Annotated in this window: 22 protein-coding genes and 1 pseudogene; 11 read left to right on the forward strand and 12 right to left on the reverse strand. The window is 70.7% G+C overall.

The window, feature by feature from the left end; genetic code table 11:
• Window positions 1-10: 10 nt before the first annotated feature.
• Both LDL49_RS29735 and LDL49_RS29740 read left to right on the forward strand, forming a co-directional pair.
• Window positions 11-178, forward strand: coding sequence for a hypothetical protein (locus LDL49_RS29735; RefSeq protein WP_225295673.1), 168 nt, complete (start codon window positions 11-13; stop codon window positions 176-178).
• Between the two features lie 160 nt (window positions 179-338).
• Window positions 339-1,793 carry a flavin-containing monooxygenase gene (locus tag LDL49_RS29740; protein WP_225295675.1) on the forward strand — a complete coding sequence of 485 codons (1,455 nt, stop codon included), beginning with the start codon at window positions 339-341 and terminating at the stop codon, window positions 1,791-1,793.
• A gap of 4 nt (window positions 1,794-1,797) precedes the next feature.
• On the opposite strand, the gene ggt is transcribed toward LDL49_RS29740, so the two are convergent.
• Entirely contained in the window at window positions 1,798-3,531 is a 1,734-nt protein-coding gene (gene ggt / locus LDL49_RS29745; protein ID WP_225295677.1) for a gamma-glutamyltransferase, read from the reverse strand.
• A gap of 93 nt (window positions 3,532-3,624) precedes the next feature.
• On the opposite strand from ggt, the gene LDL49_RS29750 reads away from it, so the two are divergent.
• The 3 genes from LDL49_RS29750 to LDL49_RS29760 all read left to right on the forward strand — a co-directional run bounded on the left by LDL49_RS29750 (window position 3,625) and on the right by LDL49_RS29760 (window position 7,411).
• Entirely contained in the window at window positions 3,625-4,737 is a 1,113-nt protein-coding gene (locus tag LDL49_RS29750) for a sensor histidine kinase (protein WP_225295679.1), read from the forward strand.
• A complete protein-coding gene (locus LDL49_RS29755) occupies window positions 4,734-5,384 on the forward strand; it encodes a response regulator transcription factor (protein ID WP_225295681.1) in 651 nt (216 codons plus the stop codon). Before LDL49_RS29750 ends, LDL49_RS29755 begins: the two co-directional genes overlap by 4 nt.
• Window positions 5,385-5,812: 428 nt before the next feature.
• The gene (locus tag LDL49_RS29760) at window positions 5,813-7,411 is read left to right on the forward strand and encodes an ATP-binding protein (RefSeq protein WP_225295683.1); all 1,599 of its coding nucleotides are present in this window, start codon (window positions 5,813-5,815) and stop codon (window positions 7,409-7,411) included.
• Between the two features lie 382 nt (window positions 7,412-7,793).
• On the opposite strand, the gene LDL49_RS29765 is transcribed toward LDL49_RS29760, so the two are convergent.
• The gene (locus LDL49_RS29765) at window positions 7,794-8,432 is read right to left on the reverse strand and encodes a TetR/AcrR family transcriptional regulator (RefSeq protein ID WP_225295685.1); all 639 of its coding nucleotides are present in this window, start codon (window positions 8,430-8,432) and stop codon (window positions 7,794-7,796) included.
• 143 nt (window positions 8,433-8,575) lie between these two features.
• Window positions 8,576-11,848, reverse strand: a complete 3,273-nt coding sequence (locus LDL49_RS29770) for an ATP-binding protein (protein ID WP_225295688.1) — start codon at window positions 11,846-11,848, stop codon at window positions 8,576-8,578.
• A 178-nt stretch (window positions 11,849-12,026) separates the two neighbouring features.
• Here LDL49_RS29770 and LDL49_RS29775 point away from each other — a divergent pair, with 178 nt between their 5' ends.
• Window positions 12,027-12,509 carry a hypothetical protein gene (locus LDL49_RS29775; RefSeq protein WP_225295690.1) on the forward strand — a complete coding sequence of 161 codons (483 nt, stop codon included), beginning with the start codon at window positions 12,027-12,029 and terminating at the stop codon, window positions 12,507-12,509.
• A gap of 86 nt (window positions 12,510-12,595) precedes the next feature.
• Here the strand turns inward: LDL49_RS29775 and LDL49_RS29780 are convergent, their stop codons facing one another.
• On the reverse strand, window positions 12,596-12,784 hold the full coding sequence (locus tag LDL49_RS29780) for a hypothetical protein (RefSeq protein ID WP_225295692.1): 189 nt from the start codon (window positions 12,782-12,784) through the stop codon (window positions 12,596-12,598).
• 198 nt (window positions 12,785-12,982) lie between these two features.
• Between LDL49_RS29780 and LDL49_RS29785 the strand changes: the two genes are divergently transcribed.
• Window positions 12,983-13,486, forward strand: coding sequence for a nucleotidyltransferase domain-containing protein (locus LDL49_RS29785; protein ID WP_225295694.1), 504 nt, complete (start codon window positions 12,983-12,985; stop codon window positions 13,484-13,486).
• Window positions 13,487-13,493: 7 nt separating this feature from the next.
• On the opposite strand, the gene LDL49_RS29790 is transcribed toward LDL49_RS29785, so the two are convergent.
• A complete protein-coding gene (locus LDL49_RS29790; protein ID WP_225295696.1) occupies window positions 13,494-14,483 on the reverse strand; it encodes a DUF418 domain-containing protein in 990 nt (329 codons plus the stop codon).
• Between the two features lie 236 nt (window positions 14,484-14,719).
• On the opposite strand from LDL49_RS29790, the gene LDL49_RS29795 reads away from it, so the two are divergent.
• Together LDL49_RS29795 and LDL49_RS29800 are read left to right on the forward strand one after the other, a co-directional pair.
• Complete coding sequence (locus LDL49_RS29795) at window positions 14,720-15,934, forward strand: sensor histidine kinase (protein ID WP_225295698.1); 1,215 nt, start codon at window positions 14,720-14,722, stop codon at window positions 15,932-15,934.
• Window positions 15,931-16,587, forward strand: a complete 657-nt coding sequence (locus tag LDL49_RS29800; protein ID WP_225295700.1) for a response regulator — start codon at window positions 15,931-15,933, stop codon at window positions 16,585-16,587. Before LDL49_RS29795 ends, LDL49_RS29800 begins: the two co-directional genes overlap by 4 nt.
• Before the next feature lie 64 nt (window positions 16,588-16,651).
• Here the strand turns inward: LDL49_RS29800 and LDL49_RS29805 are convergent, their stop codons facing one another.
• Both LDL49_RS29805 and LDL49_RS29810 read right to left on the reverse strand, forming a co-directional pair.
• On the reverse strand, window positions 16,652-17,434 hold the full coding sequence (locus tag LDL49_RS29805) for an alpha/beta fold hydrolase (RefSeq protein ID WP_225295702.1): 783 nt from the start codon (window positions 17,432-17,434) through the stop codon (window positions 16,652-16,654).
• A gap of 35 nt (window positions 17,435-17,469) precedes the next feature.
• Window positions 17,470-18,033, reverse strand: coding sequence for a permease (locus LDL49_RS29810; protein WP_225295704.1), 564 nt, complete (start codon window positions 18,031-18,033; stop codon window positions 17,470-17,472).
• A gap of 236 nt (window positions 18,034-18,269) precedes the next feature.
• Here LDL49_RS29810 and LDL49_RS29815 point away from each other — a divergent pair, with 236 nt between their 5' ends.
• Entirely contained in the window at window positions 18,270-20,984 is a 2,715-nt protein-coding gene (locus LDL49_RS29815; RefSeq protein WP_225295706.1) for a helix-turn-helix transcriptional regulator, read from the forward strand.
• A gap of 75 nt (window positions 20,985-21,059) precedes the next feature.
• Here LDL49_RS29815 and LDL49_RS29820 read toward each other — a convergent pair.
• Together LDL49_RS29820 and LDL49_RS59320 are read right to left on the reverse strand one after the other, a co-directional pair.
• Window positions 21,060-21,746: pseudogene (locus LDL49_RS29820) on the reverse strand (S8 family serine peptidase); the annotation flags it as partial.
• Window positions 21,685-21,822, reverse strand: a complete 138-nt coding sequence (locus tag LDL49_RS59320) for a hypothetical protein (protein WP_372470468.1) — start codon at window positions 21,820-21,822, stop codon at window positions 21,685-21,687. The gene LDL49_RS59320 and the pseudogene LDL49_RS29820, both read right to left, overlap by 62 nt.
• 10 nt (window positions 21,823-21,832) lie before the next feature.
• Between LDL49_RS59320 and LDL49_RS29825 the strand changes: the two genes are divergently transcribed.
• On the forward strand, window positions 21,833-22,138 hold the full coding sequence (locus LDL49_RS29825; RefSeq protein ID WP_225295708.1) for a hypothetical protein: 306 nt from the start codon (window positions 21,833-21,835) through the stop codon (window positions 22,136-22,138).
• 14 nt (window positions 22,139-22,152) lie between these two features.
• On the opposite strand, the gene LDL49_RS29830 is transcribed toward LDL49_RS29825, so the two are convergent.
• Genes LDL49_RS29830 through LDL49_RS29840 form a run of 3 tightly spaced genes read right to left on the reverse strand, consistent with a single transcriptional unit; the run spans window position 22,153 to window position 23,662 of the window.
• The gene (locus tag LDL49_RS29830) at window positions 22,153-23,070 is read right to left on the reverse strand and encodes a CU044_5270 family protein (protein WP_225295710.1); all 918 of its coding nucleotides are present in this window, start codon (window positions 23,068-23,070) and stop codon (window positions 22,153-22,155) included.
• Window positions 23,067-23,273, reverse strand: coding sequence for an RNA polymerase sigma factor (locus LDL49_RS29835; protein WP_225295712.1), 207 nt, complete (start codon window positions 23,271-23,273; stop codon window positions 23,067-23,069). The genes LDL49_RS29830 and LDL49_RS29835 overlap by 4 nt, the downstream gene beginning before the upstream one ends.
• On the reverse strand, window positions 23,255-23,662 hold the full coding sequence (locus LDL49_RS29840) for an RNA polymerase sigma factor (protein ID WP_225295714.1): 408 nt from the start codon (window positions 23,660-23,662) through the stop codon (window positions 23,255-23,257). The genes LDL49_RS29835 and LDL49_RS29840 overlap by 19 nt, the downstream gene beginning before the upstream one ends.
• Window positions 23,663-23,729 lie beyond the last annotated feature (67 nt).

Below are 23,729 nucleotides of genomic sequence, written 5' to 3' on the forward strand. Positions count from 1 at the left end.
GCTGCTGGGCATGTCTGACCAGCATATCGACCCTGCCGGCAACACTCAGCAGTTCCGCGCGTTCGCGCAGCGGTCCGAGCAGGAGGCGCCGAGCAAGAAGTCCCCCCTTCTGCCGATCGTCGCGGTGATCGCCGTCGTCGTGATCATCGGCGTCGCGGCCTTCCTGCTCCTGCGCTGATCCCGCGCACCTCAGCGCCGACGGCAACCCGCTCTCGGCGCTTTTCGTGCGCCCTGAGGGCGGGTAACATACCGACTGGTCGGTGTGATATGGGTCACCCTGGACGAGCCTGGACACCTCTCATTACATTGGACGCATCGTCTAATAATGCGGAGGAGCGGTGGACGAGCCAGGAATAGTGATCATCGGTTCGGGCTTCGCCGGGATCGGCATGGCCATCAAGCTCAAGGCCGCCGGCTACCACGACTTCGTCATCCTGGAGAAGGCCGCCGACCTGGGCGGCACCTGGCGCGACAACACCTATCCCGGCTGCGCGTGCGACGTGCCGTCGCCCATGTACTCCTACTCGTTCGACCTCAATCCCGGCTGGTCACGGATGTTCTCCCCGCAGGAGGAGATCTGGGACTACCTGCGGGCGTGCGGCGAGAAGCACGGCATCACCCCGCATTTCCGGTACGGCAAGCGGGTCGTCGCGCTGGAGTACGACGACCTCGACCGCCGGTGGGCGGTGACCACGGACGACGGCGAGACCCTGCGGACGAATGCCGTGGTGTCGGGCATCGGCGCCCTACACATCCCGTCATTTCCCGAAATTTCGGGACGCGAGGTATTTGCGGGGGCGGCCTTCCACTCCGCCGAGTGGGACCACTCGGTCGATCTGACCGGCAAGCGCGTCGCGGTCATCGGCACCGGGGCCTCGGCCATCCAGTTCGTGCCGCGGATCGCGGAACGCGCGGCGCGGCTCACCGTGTTCCAGCGCACACCGCCCTGGATCCATCCCAAGCCGGACTTCGGCTTCTCGCCCCGGACGCAGCGGCTCATGCGGCTGCCGGGCGCCGCCAGGACGGTCCGCAACGCCATCTACTGGCTGCTGGAGACCAGGGCGCTGGGCTTCACCGTCGACCCGAAGCTGATGAAGGCGTCCGAGAAACTGGCGCTCAAGCACCTGAAGAGCCAGATCCCCGACCCGGACCTGCGCGAGCGGCTGACGCCCGACTACACGATCGGCTGCAAGCGCATCCTGCTGTCCAGCGACTACTATCCGGCGCTGACCCGGCCGAACGTCTCGCTGGTCACCGACGGCATCGCCGAGATCAGGGAGCACTCGATCGTCGACGCCGCCGGGGTCGAGCACGAGGTGGACGTGATCGTCTACGGCACCGGGTTCAAGGTGACCGAGGCGCTCCAGCGGCAGCGGATCGTGGGCCGCGACGGGCTGAAGATCCAGGACGCCTGGCAGGACGGCATCGAGACCTACTACGGCATCTGCACCGCCGGGTTCCCGAACCTGTTCTTCCTCCTCGGGCCGAACACCGGCCTCGGCCACAACTCGGTCGTGTTCATGATCGAGTCGCAGGTCCGCTACGTGATGGACTGCCTGCGGCTGCTCTCCAAGACCCAGGCCAGGGCCATCGACGTCAAGCCGGGACGGCAGCGGGCGTTCAACCGGCGGCTGCGGGAACGGCTCGACCCGCTGGTGTGGAACGCGGGCGGCTGCCGGTCCTGGTACCTGGACGAGCACGGGGTGAACCGGACGCTCTGGCCGGGCTTCACCTTCGAGTACTGGGCGCGTACCCGGAAGATGAAGCCCGGCGCGTACGAACTGATCTACTGATCCTCTAGCCGGGTCGCACCACCAGGGCGCTGCCGCCGCCCCGCCGGACCGGCTCGGCGACCGCCTGCACCTTGCCCCGGCCCAGGAACTCCAGCGCGGTGGCCGCGCCGATCTCCGTGGTCAGCGCGAGCTTGTGCCCGCGCGCCTCCAGCTCGGCCCGGTACCTGTCGAGGAAGGCCTGCTCGGCCAGCGTCTGCTCGGTGTTGCGTTGCGTGGCCCGTGGCGCGGCGACCGCCTCGGGCAGGCTCATGCCCAGCTCGTACCGGTTGACCAGGATCTGCAGCACGGTCGTGATGATCGTCGAGCCGCCCGGCGAGCCGGCCGCCAGCACCGGCCGGCCGTGGGCGAACACCAGGGTCGGCGCCATCGACGAGCGCGGGCGCTTGCCGGGGGCGGGCAGGTTCGGGTCGCCGGGGGCGGGGCCGAAGGTGAAGTCCGTGAGCTCGTTGTTGAGCAGCACGCCGCGCCCCGGGACCACGATGCCGTTGCCGCCGGTCGACTCGATCGTCAGGTTGTAGGCGACCACGTTGCCCCACCGGTCGGTGATGGTCATGTGGGTCGTCTCGGGGCCTTCGTCGGTGGTCGCCGTGGCCGTGCCCGCCGGGGTGGCGCACGCCTCATAGCTGCCATCGGGGTTGCCGGGGGGAGCGGGGTTGGGCATCGCCTTGTCGCCGATCAGGCAGGCGCGTTCCTTGGCGAAGCCGTCGGACAGCAGCTCCTTGAGCGGCACGTTCGGGATGTCGCCGACGTACTTGTTGCGGTCGGCGAAGGCCAGGCGGGAGGCCTCCAGATATTCGTGCAGGCCCGCGCTCGGCAGGGACTCCAGGATGTTGAGCGCCTCGCCGACGGTCGAGCCGCCGGAGGAGGGGGGCGCCATGCCGTACACCTGCATGCCGTTGTAGTCCACGCGCGTGGGGTCGCGCTGGAGCACCCGGTAGGCGCGCAGGTCGGACAGCTCCATCAGGCCCGGCCGTACGTTGCGGGTGGCGCCTGGGGTGACGGGCGGCTGCTTGACCGTGGCGACGATCTCCCTGCCGAGCTGCCCGTCGTACAGCCAGCCGATTCCGCGTTTTCCCAGCTCGCGGTAGGTGGCGGCGAGTTCGGGGTTCTTGAAGACGGACCCGACGGGCGGCGGGGCGCCGTTCGGGAGGTAGAGCTTGGCGGTGGAGGTGATGTCCTTGAAGCGGTCGGCGTTCGCGGCGGTCTGGTCGTGGAAGGTCTGGTCGACGACGAAGCCCTTGGACGCCACCTCGATGGCGGGCTGGAGCGCCTGCTTGAGCGAGAGCGTGCCGTACTTCCGCAGGGCCACCTCCCACTGCGCGAGCGTGCCGGGGATGCCGGCCGACAAGCCGCTGGTGACGCCCTCGTCGAACGGGATGCCCTCCAGCGTGGTGGCGGTCATGGCCCGCGGGGCGGTCTCGCGGCCGTCCAGCGTGACCACCCGGCGGCTGCGGGCGTCGTAGTAGACCATGAAGCCGCCCCCGGCCAGGCCCGCGGAGTAGGGCTCGGTCACGCCGAGCACCGCACCGGCGGCGACGGCGGCGTCTATGGCGTTGCCGCCCTGCTTGAGTACGGCGATGGCGGCCTTGCTGGCGTCGAAGTCCACCGTGGCGACCGCACCGCCGTACCCCTCGGCGACGGGGGCCTTCTGCTGCGATGTGGAAGGGGCGGCCAGCGCTGGGGTGGAGGCCAGCGAGATGAGAATTGCTGCTGCTGCAGGAACGATCACTCGGCGCATGTGTCCACGATGGCCCAGGTACGCCCATCGTGGTAGGGCCCCCTGCGGCGCGAGGATGATGCGCAGGTCAAGCGGGTGGCCTAGCGTTGGGGGGTGCGAAAGAAGCCGGGAAACGACGTCTACGTCGCTTTGGTCGTCGCGGTGATCCAGGTGGTGCTGTCGCAGGGGGCGGCCTGGGGGCAGCGGGAGTTCAGGGCGCCGCTGGATTCGCTGGCGTACGTGTTGCTGCTGGTGGGGCCGGTGGCGATCGTGGCCCGCCGGAAATTTCCCGTTCTTTCGACCATCGTCACGCTTTTGGCGACATATGCGTATGTGGTGGTTGGCTATCCGTATGGGCCGGTTTTCCTGGCGCCGGTGTACATGCTCGGGTCGCTCGTCGTCAGCGGGCGGCGGCTGGTCGCGTGGATCCTCTCGGGGGTCACGCTCGCCGTTTTCCTGATTTATGCCTCTTTGGGGGCCAACCAGACCCTTTGGATCTTCCACACGCTGGCGATCACCGCGTTCATCCTGCTGTTCATGGTGATCGCCGAGCTGGTCAGGATCCGCAGGGAGCGGCGCGCCGAGCACCAACGGGTCGTCGAGGAGGAGTCGAGGCGCCAGGCCAGCGAGGAGCGGCTGACGATGGCGCAGGAACTGCACGACGTGCTGGCGCACAACATCTCGCTGATCCACGTCCAGGCGTCGACCGCCCTGCATCTCATGGACGATCAGCCCGAGCAGGCCCGTACCGCCCTGACCACCATCAAGTCGGCCTCCAAGGAGGTTCTCGGCGAGATGCGGTCAGTCCTCAACGTCCTGCGCGAAGGCGCCCCCCGCTCCCCCACGGCCGGGCTCGACCGCCTCGACGAACTCGTGTCGCGCTCCGGCCTGAACGTGACACTCAAACGCGTCGGCTCCCGGCCGCTGCCGCCGCAGCTCGAACGGGCCGCGTACCGGATCATCCAGGAAGCCCTCACGAACGCCGCCCGCCACGCGCCCGGCTCCCGGGTGACGGTCCGGCTCGAGTACGGCACAGGCGCGCTGCGCATCCTGGTCACGGACACCGGCGCGACGACGCCGGCCGTACTGACCGAGGAAGGCAGCGGCAACGGCATCCCCGGCATGCGCGAACGCGCCTCAGCCCTCGGCGGCACCCTGACCGCCGGCCCGGTGGGCAACGGCTTCCAGGTCGAGGCCGCACTGCCCCTCCCCGAGGAGACCTCATGATCAAGCTCGTACTGGCCGACGACCAGGCTCTCGTCCGGGCGGGCTTCAAGGCCCTGCTCGACGCCCAGCCCGACATGACGGTGGTCGCGGAGGCCGCCGACGGCGCCGAGGCGGTGCGTCTGTCACGCGAGCACGAGCCGGACGTGGTGCTCATGGACATCCGCATGCCCGGCACCGACGGCCTGGCCGCCACCCGCCAGATGCCACCGGGCCCGCGCGTCATCATCCTGACCACGTTCGAACTGGACGAGTACGTCTTCGAGGCCCTGCGCGGCGGCGCCAGCGGCTTCCTCGTCAAGGACACGGAGCCGGCGGAGCTCATCCAGGCGGTCCGCGTGGTCGCGGCCGGCGAAGCCCTCCTGTCCCCCAGCGTCACCCGCCGCCTGATCGCCGAGTACGCCACCCGCGCCAAGGAACCCTCGGCCGCCAACCACCACCTGGACCAACTGACGGACCGCGAACGCGAGGTCCTGTCACTGGTGGGCACCGGCAAGACGAACGACGAGATCGCCGCGGACCTCTTCATGTCCCCCGCCACGGCGAAGACACATGTCAGCCGAGCCATGATGAAACTCCACGCCCGCGACCGCGCCCAACTCGTCGTCATCGCCTACGAATCCGGCCTGGTGAAACCCGGCTGGCTATAGACAAGCATGGCCTTCGCCTTGTTGGGCGCTTCGCGCGATGGGGCTCAGACTGTGTTAAGTGGGGGGCTCAGCGCCCCCCACACCCCCACAAAAGCATGGTCCTCGCTTCGCTCGGGCGCCCTCCCAAGCCGCTTCGCCTGGGCTACCGCCCCTTAGCCGGGTCCAGAGCCGAAACGTTCTCAGGGGATGGGACACTGCGGGCTCGACGGGGCCGCGGGCCGAGGGCATCCCAGGGGTGTGAGTGACGAACGCGACCCTCGATGATCGTTGGTTGTCTACGCCAGTCGATCACGAACAGGGGCTGCATTCGCGCGCCATCATCCCCGATCGACGTGCTCATCTGCCACCTGGAGCACATCACCGTCCGACCCACTCACATGGCTCCGAATGGCCGGACACGAGTGACAAGCCGATGGCAGACTGTGACCATGCGGCCACCCCGAGCGAGATACTTCAACATCACCGGCCCGTGCGACCCGCGAGGCCATTACATGCTGCCCCCCACGCTACGGCTCCCCGAGGCACGCGAGCTCATCGAGATGGATCGCTATTTCGTGCTGCACGCGCCCCGGCAGACCGGCAAGACGACCGCGCTGCGCACCCTGGCCTCCGAGCTGACCGCCGAGGGCGACATCGCGGCTCTGATGTTCTCCTGCGAGCGCGCCAAATCGGCCGGTGACGACTTCGCCCTCGCGGAATCACTTCTGCTGGACTCCCTCCGCGCGGCTGCGAAGCGGTCGGGCTGGCCCGCCGCGCTCCTGCCACCGGACCCATGGCCGCAACCCACACCGGGAAGCCGGTTCGTTGAGGCGCTGAGCGAGTGGTGCCGCCACTGCCCGCGCCGAATAGTGCTGTTCATGGATGAAATCGACGCCCTGCAGGGCAACAGCCTGGTCAGCATCCTCAGCCAGCTGCGCGACGGTCACAATGCACGGCCAGAGAACTATCCGTTCCCCGTCTCCGTGGTGCTGTGCGGGTTGCGCGACCTGCGGGACTACAAGGTCGCCTCGGGCGGCGAACCCGGCCGGTCCAACCCGGCCAGCCCGTTCAACATCGTCGCCAAGTCGCTGCGCCTGGGCGACTTCACCACCGACGAGATCGCCGAGCTGTACGACCAGCACACCCGGGCGACCGGCCAGGAGTTCACCAAGGACGCGGTGGACCGGGTCTTCGAGCTGACCCAGGGACAACCGTGGCTGGTCAACGCCCTCGCCAACGAAGTCATCATTGAGATGAAGGTGACCGGCACCATCACCACCGCCCAAGTGGAAGACGCCAAGGAGCGGCTGATCCGAGCGCGCGCCACCCATCTGGACACGCTCGTGGCCCGGCTGCACGAGCCGCGGGTCAAGCGGGTGATGGAGCCTGTGCTGGCCGGGACCTTCCCCAACCTCGGCTCCACCTTCTCCGACGACCTGTCCTACGTCACCGATCTGGGCCTGGTCAAGCAGAAACCTCCGCTGAAGGTGGCGAACCCGATCTATCGGGAGGTCATCCTGCGGGTCCTGGGTGACCCCGCGGCACAGTACGTGACGGCCGACCCTCGCAGCTTCGTGCTGCCGGACGGCCGTTTCGACCTGCCGCGCCTCCTTGAGGAGTTCGTCGTGTTCTGGCGCCAGCACGGCGAAGTCCTCATCCAACAAGAGGGCTACCACGAGGCCGCCTGCCAGATCATCCTCATGGCCTTCCTGCACCGCCTCGTCAACGGCGGAGGCCAGCTCGACCGCGAATACGCCGCAGGTACCAAACGCCTGGACGTGCTGGTCCGCTGGCCCTACACCGGCCCCGAAGGCGAACGACTGGTGCAACGGGAAGCCATGGAGCTGAAAGTCTGGCGCGCGAACGGAGACGACCCTAAGCCCGACGGCCTCGCCCAGCTCGACCGGTATCTGGACCGCCTCACCCTCACCACCGGCGTACTGGTGATCTTCGACCGGCGCCCCGAAGCCCCACCCTGGAAGGAACGAGGCGGATTCGAGCAGGCGACCACACCGTCCGGCCGCCAGGTCACCCTTCTGCGGGTTTGATGGGTGCAGCCGTATCTCAGGCCACCTGGTCATCGCCTAAGCCATGACCAGTCGATCACCAGAACAGTCGAGGAAGGCTGGCCGGCCGGTCTTGGTGTTGGTGACGATCGCTTGGTGACGCCAGCCGTCGCGCTCCTCGAACAGGGACAGCTGTGCTCCGGGCGCGGGCGCTCGCGGCGCACGATGACCCGCATCCCGGTGTGCCATTTGGACGCCAAAGCTAGGTTACGACGTCCCGGTATTCACTGACGATGTCGCGTCGTCGATCTATCCGTTTTTCAACGGTCCAGCGACCTTGTAACCGCCCTGAGCCCGTAGAAGATCGCAAGCGGGCCGGCGAGCTCCAGGGCCGCGACGGTTACCAGGCCGCGGTGCACCCCGCTCACCGCTCCTCCGAAGTCCGCTGTGCAGCCTGTTGTACGGCCCGGACGAAGGTGTCGACGACGGTGCTGCGGTAGATGTCGAAGTCGAACGGGTGTTCGCCGCGCATCCGGGGGGCCGCCGCGTCGATGACCGCGCGGATCATCACGGCCATCGATCGGGCATCGAAGTCGCCGAACTCGCCGCCGCGCTGTCCCTCCTCCAGCAGCATGACCAGCCCCTGGACGCTCGGCTCCTGGTAACCGGCGGTGGAGTACGGCTCACCGGCCTGATCGCGCAGATGGGGTCCGATCTCGGTCAGCGCGGCCAGGTCGGTGGGGTGCTGCCAGAGGAACTCCAGGTTCGACTCCAGGTAGGCCCGCAGTCGTCCGGAGGCGGTGGTCTGGGCCTTGACCCGCTCCAGGATGAGGGCAGCTCCCGTGTGGTAGACGTCTTCGACGATCTGCCGGATGAGGTCCTGCTTGCCCGCGAAGTGGTAGGAGATCATGCGGGGGCTGCTGAGGCCGGCGCGCTCGGTGATCGTGGCGAAGGTGGCCCTGCCATAGCCGAGCTCGGCGATGGTCTCGATGGCCGCGCGGACGATCTGCGCCCGGCGTGTGGCGTTGGTGACGCTGTCGCGTGACTGCTTTTTTATCTGCAAAGATAAAATGGTACAGCTAGATAAAAGACTGTCGAGCGCGTCGAGTGCCGCGTCTGGCCGGTGCGAGCCGAATGGCCACCCCCTGGGAGGAGCTCAAGGCAGAGGCCGCCGACCGCTGACTCCGCGGGTCCGGGCGGACCGCTTCAGTGCGGCCCCGCAGCCGAGCCGCCGAGCCGGGCGGCCACCTCCTGGGCGCGGCGCAGGTCGTAGGGTGCCGACAGGCGTTCGGCCGCCCGTACCGCCTGCTCGGCGGCCTTCGCCGCCGCCCGCCATTGGCCCGCGGCGGCCAGGACGAGCGCGCGGGCCCAGCCGATGCGGGCGGCGGCTCCCGGATGGCGGGCCTGGTACTCGGCCAGGTGCCGGTGGAGCCTCCGGGCGGTCGCGGGGTCCGGGGGCATGTGGCAGAGCAGCTCGGCCAGCCCCGACCAGCACTCCAGCATGCCGCGCTGGGCCTTCGGCAGGCGAGCGGCCAGCTCCAGCGCCCGAGCCAGCGCGTCCTGCGGGTCATCCACGATCAGACGCGGTGCGAGCGCCTCTCGCGGGTCATCCGCGATCAGACGGGCCGCGAGCGCCTCCCGTGGGTCGCCCGCGATCTGGCAGCACGCCGAGGTAGTGAGCAAGCACGCCGAGGCCGTGAGCAGACGGGCTGAGACCGTGAGCAGGCGCAGCTCCTGGATCACCGGCATGACCACGCCGTCCCTCAGGCCGAGGCGCTGCTCGTGGGCGCGGCGGCGCTCGGTCGAGGCGCGGGCCGCCACCAGCACCCCGGCGACACGATCGGGGCTGGTCCCCTCGACCCGCAGCAGGGCCTCGGCCTGGCCTGTCAGGCACCAGTGGCGGCCGATGTCGCCGCCGACCCGGCTGGCCGCCTGTTCCGCCGTGGCGGCGTACAGGTTCGCGGCCTGCTCGAAGTCACCCTGCCAGAGCGCCGTCTCCGCGAGCATGCCCGCGCAGTTCTCGGCCACCCGCGGGTCCAGCGTCCTGGCCCGGCACTCGGCGAACGACCCCCGGGCGGCCTCGAACTCCCCGGCCGAGAGCTGGTCCAGGCCCCGGGCCAGGCGGGCGCGGCTCGCGGGCTCCGTGGGATGCGCGATGCCGGTCAGGGCCCGGTCGGCGAGCGCGCCGTAGCGGTCGGCCAGGCGGTGGCGGCCGGCGACGCGGGCGATGGTGGCGAAGTTCGCGTACGCCTCCGCGCGCAGGTCCGGGGCGGAGGTGCGGTCGGCGGCGTTGAGCTGGCGCAACGAGACCGCCAGCATCGTAGGTACGTCCTGCCGGTGGTAGGCCAGCCGCGCCAGGAACGTCAGCGCCTGCGCCACCTCGGCGTCCCGCTCGGACCGGGGCACCGGCAGGACCCGATGGAGGACCTGGCGCGCGGCGGCCGTCAGGATGGCGGCGACCAGGCCGGGCCGGGAGGCCGGCAGCGGCCTGCCCACTGTGTCGAGTGCCGCCCTGACCAGCCGGTACGCCTCCCGCTCCCGGGCAAGCTGATGCTCACTCACGCACGCCATCCGCAACCACCGCGCCCGCAGGCGGGGAGCCTCGGGCGTACGGGCGAGATGCCGACGCACGACGGCCCCCGACTCCTCGTACAGCCGCAGCCGCAGGCACAACACCCAGTAGTTGTCCAGGAACCCGGGCTCCCCGGACACCGCCCAGGCCAGCCGGATGTTGTCCATCTCCGCCCCCAGTACGCGGGTCACCTCCGCGTCCGAGGCATCCTGCAGGGCGGCGGCGTGCCGGTCGAGCAGGCGCGAGAAGTACGCGGCGTGCCGCTCCCGCGCCGCCCGCCGCTCGCCCGGCGACAGCTGCTCGGCGGCGAACTGCTGGATGAGCGGGTGGATGGCGTACCGTCCGGCCGGGGTGAGCTCGATCATGCTCTGGTCGACCAGGCGGACCAGAACGTGCGGCGCGGTCCTGGCCACCTCCAGCGCCGCGGGCAGCGTGCAGCCGCCGCCGAACACCGCCAGCGCCGCCAGCGCCTTCTGCTCGGCCGGGTCGAGGAGCCGCCAGGAGGTCTCGAACACCATACGCATGCAGGCGTGCCGCGACCGGGCCGCCGGTCCCGCGGCCGACAGCAGGCCGGGGTCCACACCGAGGCGGCGGCCCAGCTCGGCAGGCGGCACGGCCCGCAGCAGCCCGGCCGCCAGCTCGATGGCCAGCGGAAGACCATCTGTGGCGGCGCAGATCGCGGCCACGGCGGCGGCGTTCCGGTCGGCGTCGAACGCCGGTTGCGCCCGCGTCGCCCTGGCCGCGAACAGGGCCTCGGCCGCCGGTCCCGGCAGGCCCGTCACCTCGAACGTCACCTGACCGGGCAGGTCGAGCCGCCGCCTGCTCGTCGCCAGGACCCGCACGCCCGGGGCCGTACACAGGATGCGCCCGATGACCGCGTCGAAGGCGGGCAGGTGCTCGAGGTTGTCCAGCACCAGGAAGACCTCCTGCCGGGCCAGCGCCGCCAGGAGCAGATCCAGGGCGGGGCGCTGCGGCGTGAGGTCCACACCGAGGCGGCGGGCGAGCGTGGTGACGGCCGCCTCCGGGCGTACCCCGGCGAAGGAGACGAAACGGGCCGACCCCGAGGCGGCGGCGATGGCCAGGCGGGTCTTGCCGACGCCGCCCGGGCCCAGCAGGGTGACCAGACGTTCGGCGGCCAGCAGCGTACGCAGCCGCCTCAGCTCCGCCTCCCGGCCGAACAGCTCCGTGCCGGGCACCGGCAGGGTCGCGCGCCGGACGGCCGTCCGCTCGGTGAGCAGGCGCCGCCTGGCCGCCGCGGTCTCCGGCGCGGGCTCGACGCCCAGGTCGTCGGCCAGCCGCCGCCGCAGGTCGTCGAAGCAGGCCAGGGCACCCGCCCGGTTGCCCACCGCGGCCAGGGCGGCCATCAGCAGCCGGTGCGCCTCCTCGTCGTACGGGTCCAGCCCGGCCACCAGGCGTGCCAGCGGTACGAGATCGGCCGGTGGCGCGGAGCCGGAGCGCAGCAGCAGCTCGCGCAGCAGCAGCCGGGCCCGCCCGCGCTCCGACTCCAGCCACCCGCCGAAGGCCGGGGCGTCGCAGAACCACACCCCGTCCATGAAGTCGCCCCGCCACAACCGCAGCGCCTCCGCCACGGTCGCCGTCTCGGCCAGGCGCCCGTGGTCCACGTAGCAGCCGCCGGGGCGGAACCGTACGTGGTCGCGGGTGATGTCCAGCCACCCGCCCACCTCCTTGCGCAGCTCCGACAGCGCCAGGCGCAGACTGCCGCGGGCGTTGGCGTCCGGCCGCTCGCCCCACAGCAGCGCGGCCAGCTCGGAGCGCGGACGCGGGCCCGGCGTGGTGGCGAGGTAGCAGAGCAGGGCGCGGGTCTTGGCGGAGCTGATGCCCACCGGCCGCCCTCCGACGGCCAGCTCGGGCGGGCCGAGCAGCAGCAGGGTCAGCGAGTCTCCCATAGCCACAGGAGGGTAGGCGCGTCCCCGCCGCGCGACTGCGGAAAAAGGCGCGCACGGAACGTGCTCTATGCCACTGACCAGCGCTCTAACGATGTGCTCACGCTGCCTGCCCCACTCTGATGCCACGTTTCGCCGCGAGACGCGATCCTCACCACGATCCTCCCAAAGGAGAAGCAGCATGCGCTCTCAGAAGCTGATCCCCGCACTCGCCCTGGCCGTGGGACTGACCGTCCCGGCAGTGGTAGCCGCGGCCCCGACCGCCGGCGCGACCACCTCGGCCGTGTCCTGCTCGGTCGAGTTCTACGATCTCGACGCGTCCGCCGTGGACGAGAACGACGGCAAGGACGAGCTCAGGCTCGAGGTCGGATCGAGGATCTTCCCCAGCAGCTGGGTCAACATGAACGCCGGCAGCGACGCCGACCCGGTGGACTTCGACTACGCGAGCGTCAACCTCAGCAGCACCTCGTCGTTGGCCTTCAACCTGCGCGAGGTCCAGCCGCCGATCGTCAAGTCCGGTTTCAACCTCGGCACGTACATCGTGTACGGCTCCACCTGCGCGGGGCTCTCCACCGGCCAGTCCGTCATCGTCGGGGGCATCATCTCCGGCACCCATGACAGCTACTACGAATACAACCTCAGGTTCAGAGTGACCGGGCTGTAACCCGCCCGAACGTGAAGGCCCCGCCGTGGTCCCGAGGCGGGGCCTTCACCTTCTGCTGATCCTCACCTGCTACCCGGCCGACAGGCTCACTTCTGCTTCTTCTTGACCGAACCACCGGACGAACCGGAAATCTTGCGCTTGCTCGGTCGCTTCTGAAAGACGCTGTCGGAGGACTCCTCGCTGTCTTCCTCGGACTCCTCGAGCTGCATGACCCGCTCGGCTTCCTGGCGGGCCCGTTCGGCTTCCTGGCGGGCCCTCTCAAGAGCCGCCTGCACCTCCCTCTTCGAGGGCAGCAGTTTGTAGACGATGCCGAGCTCGTGGACGTCCCATTTCTCGGAGAATTCTCACGAATCAAATCGCCATCAGCATGATGGTCTGCGAATTATGCGGGACGGGCCCACGACGGCTACCTGCCCGGCTATGTGCGCAGTCTCTTGGGCGACATGTTCGGAGTGGGCGGACAGAATGCCCTCATGATGGCGACGAGTGTGATGCTGCGGGTGTTGGCGCTGCTACGTCAGGCAGGATGCCAGGTATGGGTGGCCGGTGGATGGGGCATCGACGCCCTGGTCGGCAAGGTCACCCGTGAACATGGCGACCTTGACCTGTTGCACCGCGTCGAGCAGGAGCCGCTGCTGATCGAGACGCTGGCGGCCGCCGGGTTCGCCGAGCAGTCCGATGCCTGGCCGGGGCGGCCTGTTCGCTTCGTCATGAAGGATCGTCATGGTCACGAGCTGGATCTTCATCCGCTGCGGTTCGACCCGGACGGCTCAGCCGTCCAGCATGCCGACGACCATGGAGGCGTCTTCGTCTATCCCGCGGACGCCTTCACCACCGGCATGATCGAGAACGTCCGGGTGGGCTGCCTGTCGGCCGCCCAGCAGGTCGCCTTCCATCAGGGATACCGGCCCCGCGACCGTGACCTCCATGACATGGCCCGGCTGCGCGAGGCATTCGGTATCGCCACCCACTTCTAGGACCCACTCAGGGAGTGTGGCGCAGGAGTGGGCGGTGGCCCCAGGTGGCCCAGCGCCACAGCCATTCCAGGGGGCCGAAGCGGTATCGGCGCAACCACAGGGTGGACCACACCCATTGGATGCAGAGAATGGCAGCGGCGATCCCGACCACCATCGTCAAGGACCAGTTGTCCGGTGGGCCGCCGATGACGCGTTGGACGGCCAGAACGAGGATCGTGGCGGTCAGGTAGTTGGTCAGTGCCATCCGGCCCAGTGGCGCGTAGATGGCCTGCAGCGCCGGTCGGAGCGGCGTCCGGAGCAGGACCAGCAGGGCGCATATGTAGAAACCGGCGACCAGCAGGCCGCCCACGCCCATCGCGAGGCCGAAGCCGGGGTCGTCGGACCGTAGCCCGGCCTGCCACCACAGGATGGGCGCCGCCATCACCGCCAGGGCCGAGCCCAAAACGACGGGCACCCGGGTGGACTGCTCGATCCGGGCGATCACTCCGTACCGGGTCAGTGTCGAGCCCAGCAGGAACAGCCCGGGGACCAGGCCGAAGAAGCCGCTTCCGAGGATCGGCGAGACCGCGAGGAGCGCGGCGGACAGGCCGGCCACCGCCCAGCGCGGGAGCCAGGTCGAGGGGAGCAGTACGACCAGGCCGACGATGGCGTAGATGGTCAGGATGTCGCCCTGCCAGAGGAGGAAATGGTGCACCAGACCGAGCGCGAGCAGCACCAGCAGCCGGCGCAGCAGGAGCACCCGCGGGTGAGCGGTACGGCCCGCGGCGGACTCCAGCAGCAGGGAGAATCCGACGCCGAACAGCAGGGAGAAGATCGGGAAGAAACGCTGCTCGACGAGCAGCCCCAGCCACACATCCCCGGGTGCCGGGGACCCATCGGTGACGACGGGGCCGCCGAGGCTGGCTATCGGCTGGACGTTGGCCAGCAGGATCCCGCACAGCGCGAATCCGCGGATGACGTCGAGCGCACCGATACGTGGCCGGCTGGAGGAGGTCATCGCCCGGCCATCGGATGGAGCCGGGCGCCCATCCGCAGGTGATCGGCGTGCACGGCGGCCGTCAGAGTCGGTCGGGTCCATGGGCCTCGGCGCCGGATAGGGATCTTGATGTGGCATGAGGCTCATCCTGCGGGCCCGCTCCGGTGCCGAGCATCGGGCGAAAGCAGGGTTACGCGGTGCTTGACGGTACTTTCGGCTGGTTCGGTGTGGGGTGGTCGTCTCCTAGCCTGAGCGGTGTGAATCGTCGCGGGTGGGTCGGGTTCGCGCTCGATGCCGGGCTCGGTGTCGTGTTCGCGGCGGCGCTCGCCTTCCAGGCGTACCGGATCGCCGACAGTTGGGGTGGCGCCTACTGGCAGTTCGGCTGCGGGGCGGGGGCGGTGGTGTGCGGGCTGGCTCTGGTGCGCCGGCGCGGCCGGTTGTGGGTGGCCATCGCAGGCCTGGCCGTCGCGGCGGTCGCCATCGTGGTCGCCCGGCTGGCCGGGCTGCCGAGTGAGCCGGGGCCCGCCATGGCGTTGGGCCTGTCGGTGCTGGTCGGATCTGGGGTCAGAGTGCTCCCTGCCTGGTCGGCGGGCGCCGTCGCGGCCGGCGGGGGCGTGGTGGTCGCCGGTGGGCTGTTGGCCGCGTTCGTCTTCTCCACCGGCTCGGTGGTGGCGGTGCTGAACGGCGTGGCGTGGGTGGCCGGGCTGGTTGCCGGGCTGGGGCCGCGGTTGCTGGCCGCGCGGCGCCGGGCCATCACCGAGCGGGTACGCCGCAACGAGCGCCTGGAGCTGGCCCGCGAGCTGCACGACGTCGTCGCCGACCACATCACCTCCATCGTGCTCCAGGCCCAGGCCGGGCAACTCCTGGCCCGCAAACAGCCGCACACGGCGGAAGGCTCCCTGGCCGACATCGAGGCCGCCGGATCCGACGCGCTGGCCGCGACCCGTCGCGTGGTCGGCCTCCTACGCGACGCCAACGCCGACGCAGTCGCCAACACCGACGACACGTACTCCGCCGCATCCGGCCCCACGCTAGGCGCCGCCGGCGCGTCCGCCGCCACGCCCGGCGCCGAGCAGCTCGGCGAGCTCGTCAAGCGGTTCGACGGCCACGGCCTCGTGGTGCGTTTGAGCTTGCCCGACGGGGAGTCCGGGTGGCCGTCCGAAGTAGCCCGTACCCTCTACCGGATCGTGCAGGAGTCGCTGACCAACATCTCCCGCCACGCCCCGAACGCCCGCCACGTCACGGTCAGCGTCGCCCGAGACCGGGACGCCGTCAGAGTGCAGGTCGTCGACGATGCCCCGCCGGGCGCGGCCCACTACCCCCACCGGGGCGGGTACGGCCTGATCGGGATGCGCGAACGCGTCGAGGCCCTCGGTGGCACGCTGAGCGTCGGGCCGCGCCAGGGAGCCGGCTGGTCCGTACTCGCCACCCTGCCCATCTCCACACCCGCTTCCGTGAGCAGGCGCCGATGACCATTCGGGTCCTGCTGGCCGACGACCAGGCGATGATCCGTGCCAGCCTGCGCATCATCCTGGAAGACCAGCCCGACATCAGCGTGGTCGGCGAGGCCGCCGACGGCGCCGAGGCGGTCGCCCTGGCCCGGAGACTGCGCCCGGACGTGTGCCTGGTGGACATCCAGATGCCCCGCATGGACGGCATCGAGGTCACCCGCGAGCTGGCCGGCCCCCGCGTGCCCGACCCGCTGCGGGTGATCGTGGTCACCACCTTCGACCTGGACGAGTACGTCTACGGCGCGCTACGCGGTGGAACGGCCGGCTTCATCCTGAAAGACGCCGGCCCCACCCTGCTCGTCGAGGCCGTCCGTGCCGCGAACGCCGGAGACGCGCTGATCTCCCCGTCGATCACTCTGCGGCTCCTGCGCCACCTCTCCGCCTCCGGCGCACCGGCCACCGGTGGAGCCGCCCCGCCTCTGTCCCAGCGAGAGACCGACGTCGTCCGAGCCATCGCCGCGGGCCGCACCAACCAGGAGATCGCCACCGAGCTGTTCATCTCGGTGAGCACGGTCAAAGGTCACGTCACCGCCGTCCAGGCCAAACTCCAGATGCGCAACCGAGTCGAGATCGCCGTCTGGGCCTGGGAGAACCGCATCGTGGGCACCGCCTGAAAGCCGCTTCCCGGATCAGCGCGCGGGATCGGCCGTCCACCGAACTACGGGAAGCCCGATGGGGTCAGAAGACGTTCTTGAGGAACGGCAGCAGGGCTTCGGCCGTACGCTCGGGGAACTCCGACATGGGATAGTGGCCCGCGTCGTCGATCAACACGGCCTGCCCCCGCAGCAGTGACGCCTGGGTCCGCGCCTCCGCCGCCGGGTCAGGGAAGTCGGGGTCCTTGACGCCCATGAGGACCAGGGCCGGGCAGCGGACCTGGGTGAGGACCTGCTCGGCCTCCGGCGCCCGGTTGAGGAGCATGCGGCGCATCGCCTCGCGCCGCCGCGGGTCGCGCAGCATGGCAACCAGCTTGGCGCGGTGCCCGTCCAGGTCGGTGGGCTTGGCGGTGGGGTGCGCCACGCCGTAGTAGACCTTCCACAACCGGGGGGAGAAGCCGATGGCCCGGACGAGCGCGCGAACGGCGACGTTGAGCGGGATGGCTCTGATGAACCCGTCGATCGGGACGATGCCGGCCACCCGCTCGGGGGCCTCGGCGGCGGCGCGGACGATGCCGCCTCCGGCGTAGGAGTTGCCGAGCAGGACGGCGCCGGGCGCGTCCAGTTCCTCCAGCAGGGCCACGATGTCGCCGCCCACGGCGGACTGCGAGTAGTCGTCCCATCCCGCCGACGACTCCCCGTGGCCGCGCAGGTCCATGGTCACCACCCGGTACCCCGCTTCCACCAGCGTGGGACGCAGGAACCGGTAGACCTCCCGGATGTCTCCGAGGCCGGGCACGCACACCACCAGCGGCCCCTCGCCGGCGGAGTCGTAGGCCAGCCGCCCGCCCGGCACGTCCACGAACATGTCAGCACCCTTCGCGAAAGAGGACATGGGCGGTCTCAGCTGAGGACATCGACGGCGAGGCCCAGGACCAACAGCGCCGCCATCACGCCGCCGGAGACCATCGCGCGCCAGGTGACAGGTGCGCGCTGCCGTACCGAGCGGAAGTACAGGACGGCGCCGACCACCAGGAGGACCCCTTCGATGACGGCCGTGGCCCAGGGGACCTGCCACAGTCCGAGGCCGAGCAGCGGCAGGCCGCCGGCGTTACCGGGCAGCAGCGGCAGGTCGGCGCGGTGGACCAGCAGGTCGAGCAGCCAGTGGCTGAACACCATCGCGCCCAGCAGCCAACCGGTCTTGCGGCCCCACCGCCGGGCACCGAGGCCGCCGTACAGCGCCGATAGCAGTAAGGCGCCCAGCAGCGAGTGGGTGTACTGCGCGTTGATCAGCGCCTCTCCGTAGGTACCCGGGGCGACGGCCTGGAAGGACTCGATCCCGCCCGCCAGGTACAGCACCACGAAGATGACGTCGAGGAACTGCGTGGCGAGCATGAGCGACCACAGCGGGACGCGCGGCTCGCCGGCCTTGACCGCGGCGGCCAGACCGAAATGTCCGACGAACATTTAACGTCCTTCCTTGGGGGCCGGCTTGGCGGCGCGGGTGGCCCAGTTGTCGAGCCACCCGCACAACACGACGAACAAGAGCAGAAAGATCAGGAAGTCCACATGTTTCCCCTTGCGTCTGCGCGCGGATCGCGCTTGCGGTACAACGCTAGGGACCGGAGTCGTCCGGCCGGTATCGGACGATTGTCGGGTGATACGACTGATGCCCGTCCGTCGAGGGACGGTACATTCTGATCGTGCTGCGAGGGCGAGAACGGGAACTGGCGGAGATCGAGGCGCTGCTCGCACGGGCCAGGGACGGACGGAGCGCGAGCCTGATACTCCGCGGCGAGCCCGGCATCGGCAAGTCCGCGCTCCTCGACCACGCGGCCCAGTCGCCGGAGGGCCTGCGACCGCTGCGCGGCACCGGCATCGAGACCGAGGCCGAGCTGCCCTTCGCGGCGCTTCACCTGCTGCTCCGCCCGGCCCTCGACCGGATCGGCCGGCTGCCGGCGCCGCAGGCCCGGGCGCTGGAGGGCGCGTTCGGCCTGGCCACCGCCGGCGGGGACGCCCCTGAGGACCGCTTCCTCATCGGCCTGGCCGCCCTGTCGCTGCTCACCGAACTGGCCGAGGACGGCCCACTGCTCTGCCTGGTCGACGACGCCCAGTGGATGGACCGATCGTCGGCCGAGGCGCTGCTGTTCGCGGCCCGGCGGCTGCACTCCGAGGGGATCGCCCTGCTGTTCGCCGCCAGGGACGGCTTCCACGCGCCCGGGATCCCCGAGCTGCGGCTCGAAGGACTCGATCGGCAGGCCGCAGGCGAGGTGCTGCGCGAGCGCACGCCCGGGCTGGGCCCGTCGGTGCGGGAGAGGATCCTCGCCGCGAGCGGCGGGAACCCGCTCGCTCTGATCGAGCTGCCCCGGGCCCCCGAGGCGCTGCGGCACGCGCAGGAACCGCTGCCCCTGCCGCGCAGGATCCAGGAGGCGTACGAGGCGCGCATCGCCGTCCTGCCGCCGGGCACCCAGACAATGCTGCTGGTCGCGGCCCTCGACGACGCCCGGGACCTCGACGTCGTGCTGCGCGCGGCCGCCAGGCTGGGGGTCGACGGCAGTGCCCTGGGCCCGGCCGAACACGCCGGTTTCCTGTCCACCGCCGAGGGGCGGATCTCCTTCGGCCACCCGCTCATGCGCACTGCGGCGGCGCGGCGGGCGGTCTACGACGAACGCCTGGCCGTGCACCGCGCCCTCGCCGGCGTACTCGACGACGAGCAGGACGCCGACCGCCGCGCCTGGCACCTGGCCGCCGCCACGACGGGCCGCGACGAGCCGATCGCCGCCGCGCTGGAGCAGGCGGCAGGCCGCGCCCGCGAGCGCGCCGGCCACGCCGCGGCCGCCGCGGCCCTGGAGCGGGCGGCGCGGCTCACCCCCGGCCTGGCCGAACGGGCCCGGCGGCTGGCCCTGGCAGCCGAGGCAGCCGCGGACGCCGGCGTCCTGGAGCACGCGCAGGGCCTGGCCGACCAGGCGCGGCGGCTCGACGACGACCCGCTGACCGTCGCGCGGCTGGCGGCGCTGCGCGGCCGGATCGCCTTCGACCGGGGAGCCGTGCACGACGCCCATCGGATCCTGCTCGACGGCGCCGCCTCCATCTCCGTCCTGGATCGCAAGGCCGCGGCGCTGATCCTGCTCGACGCCGTGCGCAACGCGTGGTACCTCAGCGATCCGGCGGCCGTCGCCGAGTCCGCGGCGCGGCTCGCCGAGCTGCCGTTGTCGCCGGAGGACGGGCTGGACGGCTTCGTCAGGGCGGCCCGCGCCATGGCCGACTTCCTGGCCGGCGACCTGGACCGGGCGCTACCGCCGTTCCGCGAGCTCATCGCCGTGGCCGTGGCGATCCCCGCCGGCATGACGGCCCTGAGGATCAGCCTCTGCTCGCTGGCCGGGATCTCGGGGGACTTCGACAACGGCGCGGCGATCGCCCAGTCGGCGATCGAGGAATGCCGAGCCGTCGGCCTGATCGGACTGCTGCCGCTCGCCCAGGCCGTGCTGGCGATCCACCAGATGTACCTCGGGCGCTTCCGCGACGCCGTCACGACCGCGACGGAGGGCCGTCGGCTCGCCATCGACATCGGCCACACGCACCGCGTCGCGCACTTCGAGAGCGTCATGGCCATGGCGAGCGCCGTCCAGGGCCGCGAACAGGAGTGCCGCGAGCTCGCCGAGCGGACGATCGCCCACCTCGCCGCCCACCCGGTGGCGACCATCGTCGGCTGGGCCGAATGGGCGCTCGGCCTGCTGGACCTCGGCCAGGGCCGCTTCGAGGCGGCGCTGGAACGCTTCGACGCCGCCGCCCGCGGGCCACTCCGGCACCAGATCATGCCGATCTACTTCGCTCCCGACCAGATCGAGGCCGCCGTACGGCTGGGCCTGCCCGCCCGCGCGGAGCAACCGCTCGCCCGCTTCGCCACCTGGGCCGCGGCCGCCGGCCATCCGTGGGCGGAGGCCGTACTGCACCGCTGCCGTGCCCTCCTCGCCCACGACGACCACGAGGCGGAACGGCACTGGGAGCAGGCCGCGCGCTCGCACGCCGAGGCGAACCGGCCCTACGAGCGGGCCCGCACCGATCTGCTCCACGGCGAGTGGCTGCGCCGCAACCGCCGCCGGCACGAGTCCCGGGCCCGCCTGCGCGCGGCGCTGGAGACCTTCGAGCGCGTCAGCGCCCAGCCCTGGGCTGAGCGGGCCCGCGCCGAGCTGCGCGCGGCGGGCGAGAACGTGGCCCAGGGCGGCCCCGACCTGGCCGCCCTGCTCTCACCCCAGGAGCAGCAGGTGGTACGCCTCGCCGCCACGGGGATCACCAACCGGGAGATCGCCGCCCAGCTCTTCCTCAGCCCGAAGACCGTCAGCCACCACCTGTACCGCGCCTTCCCCAAGCTCGGCGTCACCACCCGCACCGAACTCGCCCACCTCGACCTGAGCTGAACAACCCAAATCGCCTGATCCGCGACCTGGGCTGAGGCCTGGCGACAGGTCTCCCCGTCGCCAGGCCTCAGGCGATCAGCGCACGGCGTACGCGCGGGTGATGGTCTGGGTCACCGCGCCGCCCGACGTGTCGGTCGCGACCGCTCGGAGGGAGACGAACCCGGCGGTACGCGGGTTCGGCACCGCCGCCATCCAGCCGGACCCCGTACGGACCACCGGAACCGCCCGCCAGTGAGCCCCGTCATCGGCGGACATCTCCAGCCGGAGCGACCGTACCTCCGCCCGCTCCGAGCCGGGGTTGCGCTCGATCCACAGCGGCAGCCGGGTCACGCTCCCGGCGGCGGCGCGGTCGCCCCCTCGGGGGCCCGAGCCGGAGAAGTCGGCCAGCCGGCCCTGCTTGTCCACCGCGCCCACGGTGAGTGCCGCGTCGGCGCTGCCGGGAGTGTAGACCTTGTTCGGCTCGTTGCCCGCCCCCGCGACGAACAGCGTGCCGGTACGCTCCGACAGCGTGTTCACCGCCTGTTCCACCGGGTCCAGGTCGGAGCTGTCGGGGGCACCGAAGCTCATGTTCACGATCTTGGCCTTGACCTCGGTGGCGGCCCATTCCACGCTGGCCAGGGCGGCCGAATCCGTTATGCCGGCCCGGCCGCTCACCTTCCCGATGGCCAGGTTCGCCTCTGGCGCCACCCCCCGGTACTTCTCACCGCGGCTCGCCACGTTCGAGGCGACATGGGTGCCGTGGCCTTTCTCGTCGCGTATGTCGGGGTCGGTGGTGAAGTTCCGTTCCTGAGTGACCGCCCTTCAGGTCCGGATGGTCGGGGTCGTACCCCGAGTCCAGGACCGCGACCGTGACGCCCTTGCCGGTGGAGGAACTGGGTGACGTCGAACAGGCGCCGGTCCAGTACGTCCTGGGCGAGCAGCGGCAGGGCGTCGGAGGGGATCACATACAGATGGCCTTCCCGGACCTGCCGCGTGAAGGAGACCTCACGGCCGGGACCGGGCTGCACGCGATACCTCTGGCCGGTGACCGTGACGCGGTCACCGGTGATCAGGGTCACGCTGTCCGGCTGCTTCGTGAGTTGCTGCGCGGGTTGCTGAGTGGGAGCCGGCGTCGCGGCCGTGGTCACCGCCGTCACCAGGACGGCGGCGAGTAATGCCGTGCTTCTTGTCACGGGCGGCCCTTCGGCGTCGCGCGGAGCTCGTCCGTCCAATCGGTGGTCACGGCGATGTATCCGTCGGTCCTCCCGACGTTTCCGTTACCGGCGAGGAAGAGGTTTGCGCGGACGACTCGGGCGGTCTCGGGATCGACGACCATCTCGATCCCCTTCTTCAGGCCATCAATTTCGGGTATCCGCAGGGCCTGGCCGCCTTCGACCGCGCCCGTGTTCTCGACTCCCGGCGTCGCGGCGAGCGCCCGGAACGCCGCGGAGCGGACCTCCGCGGGCGTGGGCAGCTCCGTGATCAGCGCGAGCAGGGTGAGTGTGGGGTCGCCCTGGATCTCGGACGCGGACATGTCCTTCGGGTTGCCTTTGCGCTGGACGATCCACGCCTTCAGCGCCTCCGGATCCGTCGGCAGCTTCTCGAGGTCGTCGAAGCTCACGTTGGCGCCCTTGAGCCTGAGCGAGATCGAGGCGGGTACGACGGTGCCCGGAGTATCACCCGGCTCGTTCCTCGTCCAGCGCTTGCCGTCGCGCGAGGTCCAGCTCTCCATAGGCGGCATCTCGCTCTTCGACCACTTGGCGGTGACGTGCCAGTAGGTCCCGGAGCTTGGCGGCGTACGTTCCGCGCTGACGGCCGCCATGAGCAGGACATCCTTGCCCGAGACCGGAGCCGCGGCGATCACGTGTGCCGGTGCGCCGCCGTTCGTGACCGCCCCCGTAGCGATCACGACCGCGGCGGCCGCTCCGGCGGCGACCAGCGCCACGCCCGGCACGAACCACCCGACGCGCCCCCGGCTCCGCATCCTCTGGCCCAGCGTCCTGTGACCCCGCGTCCTGTGCTGGAGCCTGTTCCGGCTGTGCGCGGCCACCTTCTCGGACGGCTCCGGCTTGGCCAGCAGGCTGGCCACCTCTTCCAGGTCGTTCATGGGGTTTCCTTGTCTTCGAGAGCGTTGTCTATGAGGGTGCTGTCGATCCGGGCGTGGATCTTGGCGCGGGCCCGGCTGAGCCGCGAACCCACCGTGCCGATGGAGATGCCGAGCGCCTGGGCGATCTCGTCGTAACTCAGCTCTCCCAGCGCCAGGAGCAGCAGCACGTCACGCTCGCCACCGTTCAGCGAAGCGAGCGCCATGGCCAGCTACGGCTGCATGCGCTGGGCGGATACTGAGGTGACGACCCGGTTCTCGTGCCCTTCCACGACCGGCGCTGGGTCCAGCCGGGCCAGCGCCTTGTAGTGGCGGGCCTCCTTACGGCGATGCCTGGCCACCAGGTTCGTGGCGAACCCGAACAGCCAGGGCCGTAATCCCCCTTTTCCGGGGCGAACCGATCGCGCCGATCGAACGCCAGCAGGAACGTCTCCGCCGCGATGTCCTCAGCCACCTGCGTGTCCAGGCGGCCGGCCACGTACAGGTAGATGTCGCGGAAATAGCGGTCATGCACGGCGGTGAACAGCTCAGGGTCCCGCCGATAACCGGCGACGAGGTCGGCGTCGGTCACCTGCTCGCCCACATCGGCGGTCACGTGCCCGTCTCCGTCATGAGTGTGCCTTCCGGGTGGTGATCGTTGCTTTCACCCACCCTTCGCCGTA

The sequence above is a fragment of the Nonomuraea aurantiaca genome, assembly GCF_020215705.1.
Taxonomy (GTDB): domain Bacteria; phylum Actinomycetota; class Actinomycetes; order Streptosporangiales; family Streptosporangiaceae; genus Nonomuraea; species Nonomuraea aurantiaca.

Coding starts and splice junctions, on each gene's coding strand:
- LDL49_RS29735 (WP_225295673.1), top strand. CDS start 11: ATGTCTGACCAGCATATCGACCCTGCCGGCAACACTCAGCAGTTCCGC.
- ggt (WP_225295677.1), bottom strand. CDS start 3,531: ATGCGCCGAGTGATCGTTCCTGCAGCAGCAGCAATTCTCATCTCGCTG.
- LDL49_RS29755 (WP_225295681.1), top strand. CDS start 4,734: ATGATCAAGCTCGTACTGGCCGACGACCAGGCTCTCGTCCGGGCGGGC.
- LDL49_RS29760 (WP_225295683.1), top strand. CDS start 5,813: ATGCGGCCACCCCGAGCGAGATACTTCAACATCACCGGCCCGTGCGAC.
- LDL49_RS29770 (WP_225295688.1), bottom strand. CDS start 11,848: ATGGGAGACTCGCTGACCCTGCTGCTGCTCGGCCCGCCCGAGCTGGCC.
- LDL49_RS29775 (WP_225295690.1), top strand. CDS start 12,027: ATGCGCTCTCAGAAGCTGATCCCCGCACTCGCCCTGGCCGTGGGACTG.
- LDL49_RS29785 (WP_225295694.1), top strand. CDS start 12,983: ATGATGGCGACGAGTGTGATGCTGCGGGTGTTGGCGCTGCTACGTCAG.
- LDL49_RS29790 (WP_225295696.1), bottom strand. CDS start 14,483: ATGACCTCCTCCAGCCGGCCACGTATCGGTGCGCTCGACGTCATCCGC.
- LDL49_RS29800 (WP_225295700.1), top strand. CDS start 15,931: ATGACCATTCGGGTCCTGCTGGCCGACGACCAGGCGATGATCCGTGCC.
- LDL49_RS29805 (WP_225295702.1), bottom strand. CDS start 17,434: ATGTTCGTGGACGTGCCGGGCGGGCGGCTGGCCTACGACTCCGCCGGC.
- LDL49_RS29810 (WP_225295704.1), bottom strand. CDS start 18,033: ATGTTCGTCGGACATTTCGGTCTGGCCGCCGCGGTCAAGGCCGGCGAG.
- LDL49_RS29830 (WP_225295710.1), bottom strand. CDS start 23,070: ATGAACGACCTGGAAGAGGTGGCCAGCCTGCTGGCCAAGCCGGAGCCG.
- LDL49_RS29835 (WP_225295712.1), bottom strand. CDS start 23,273: ATGGCGCTCGCTTCGCTGAACGGTGGCGAGCGTGACGTGCTGCTGCTC.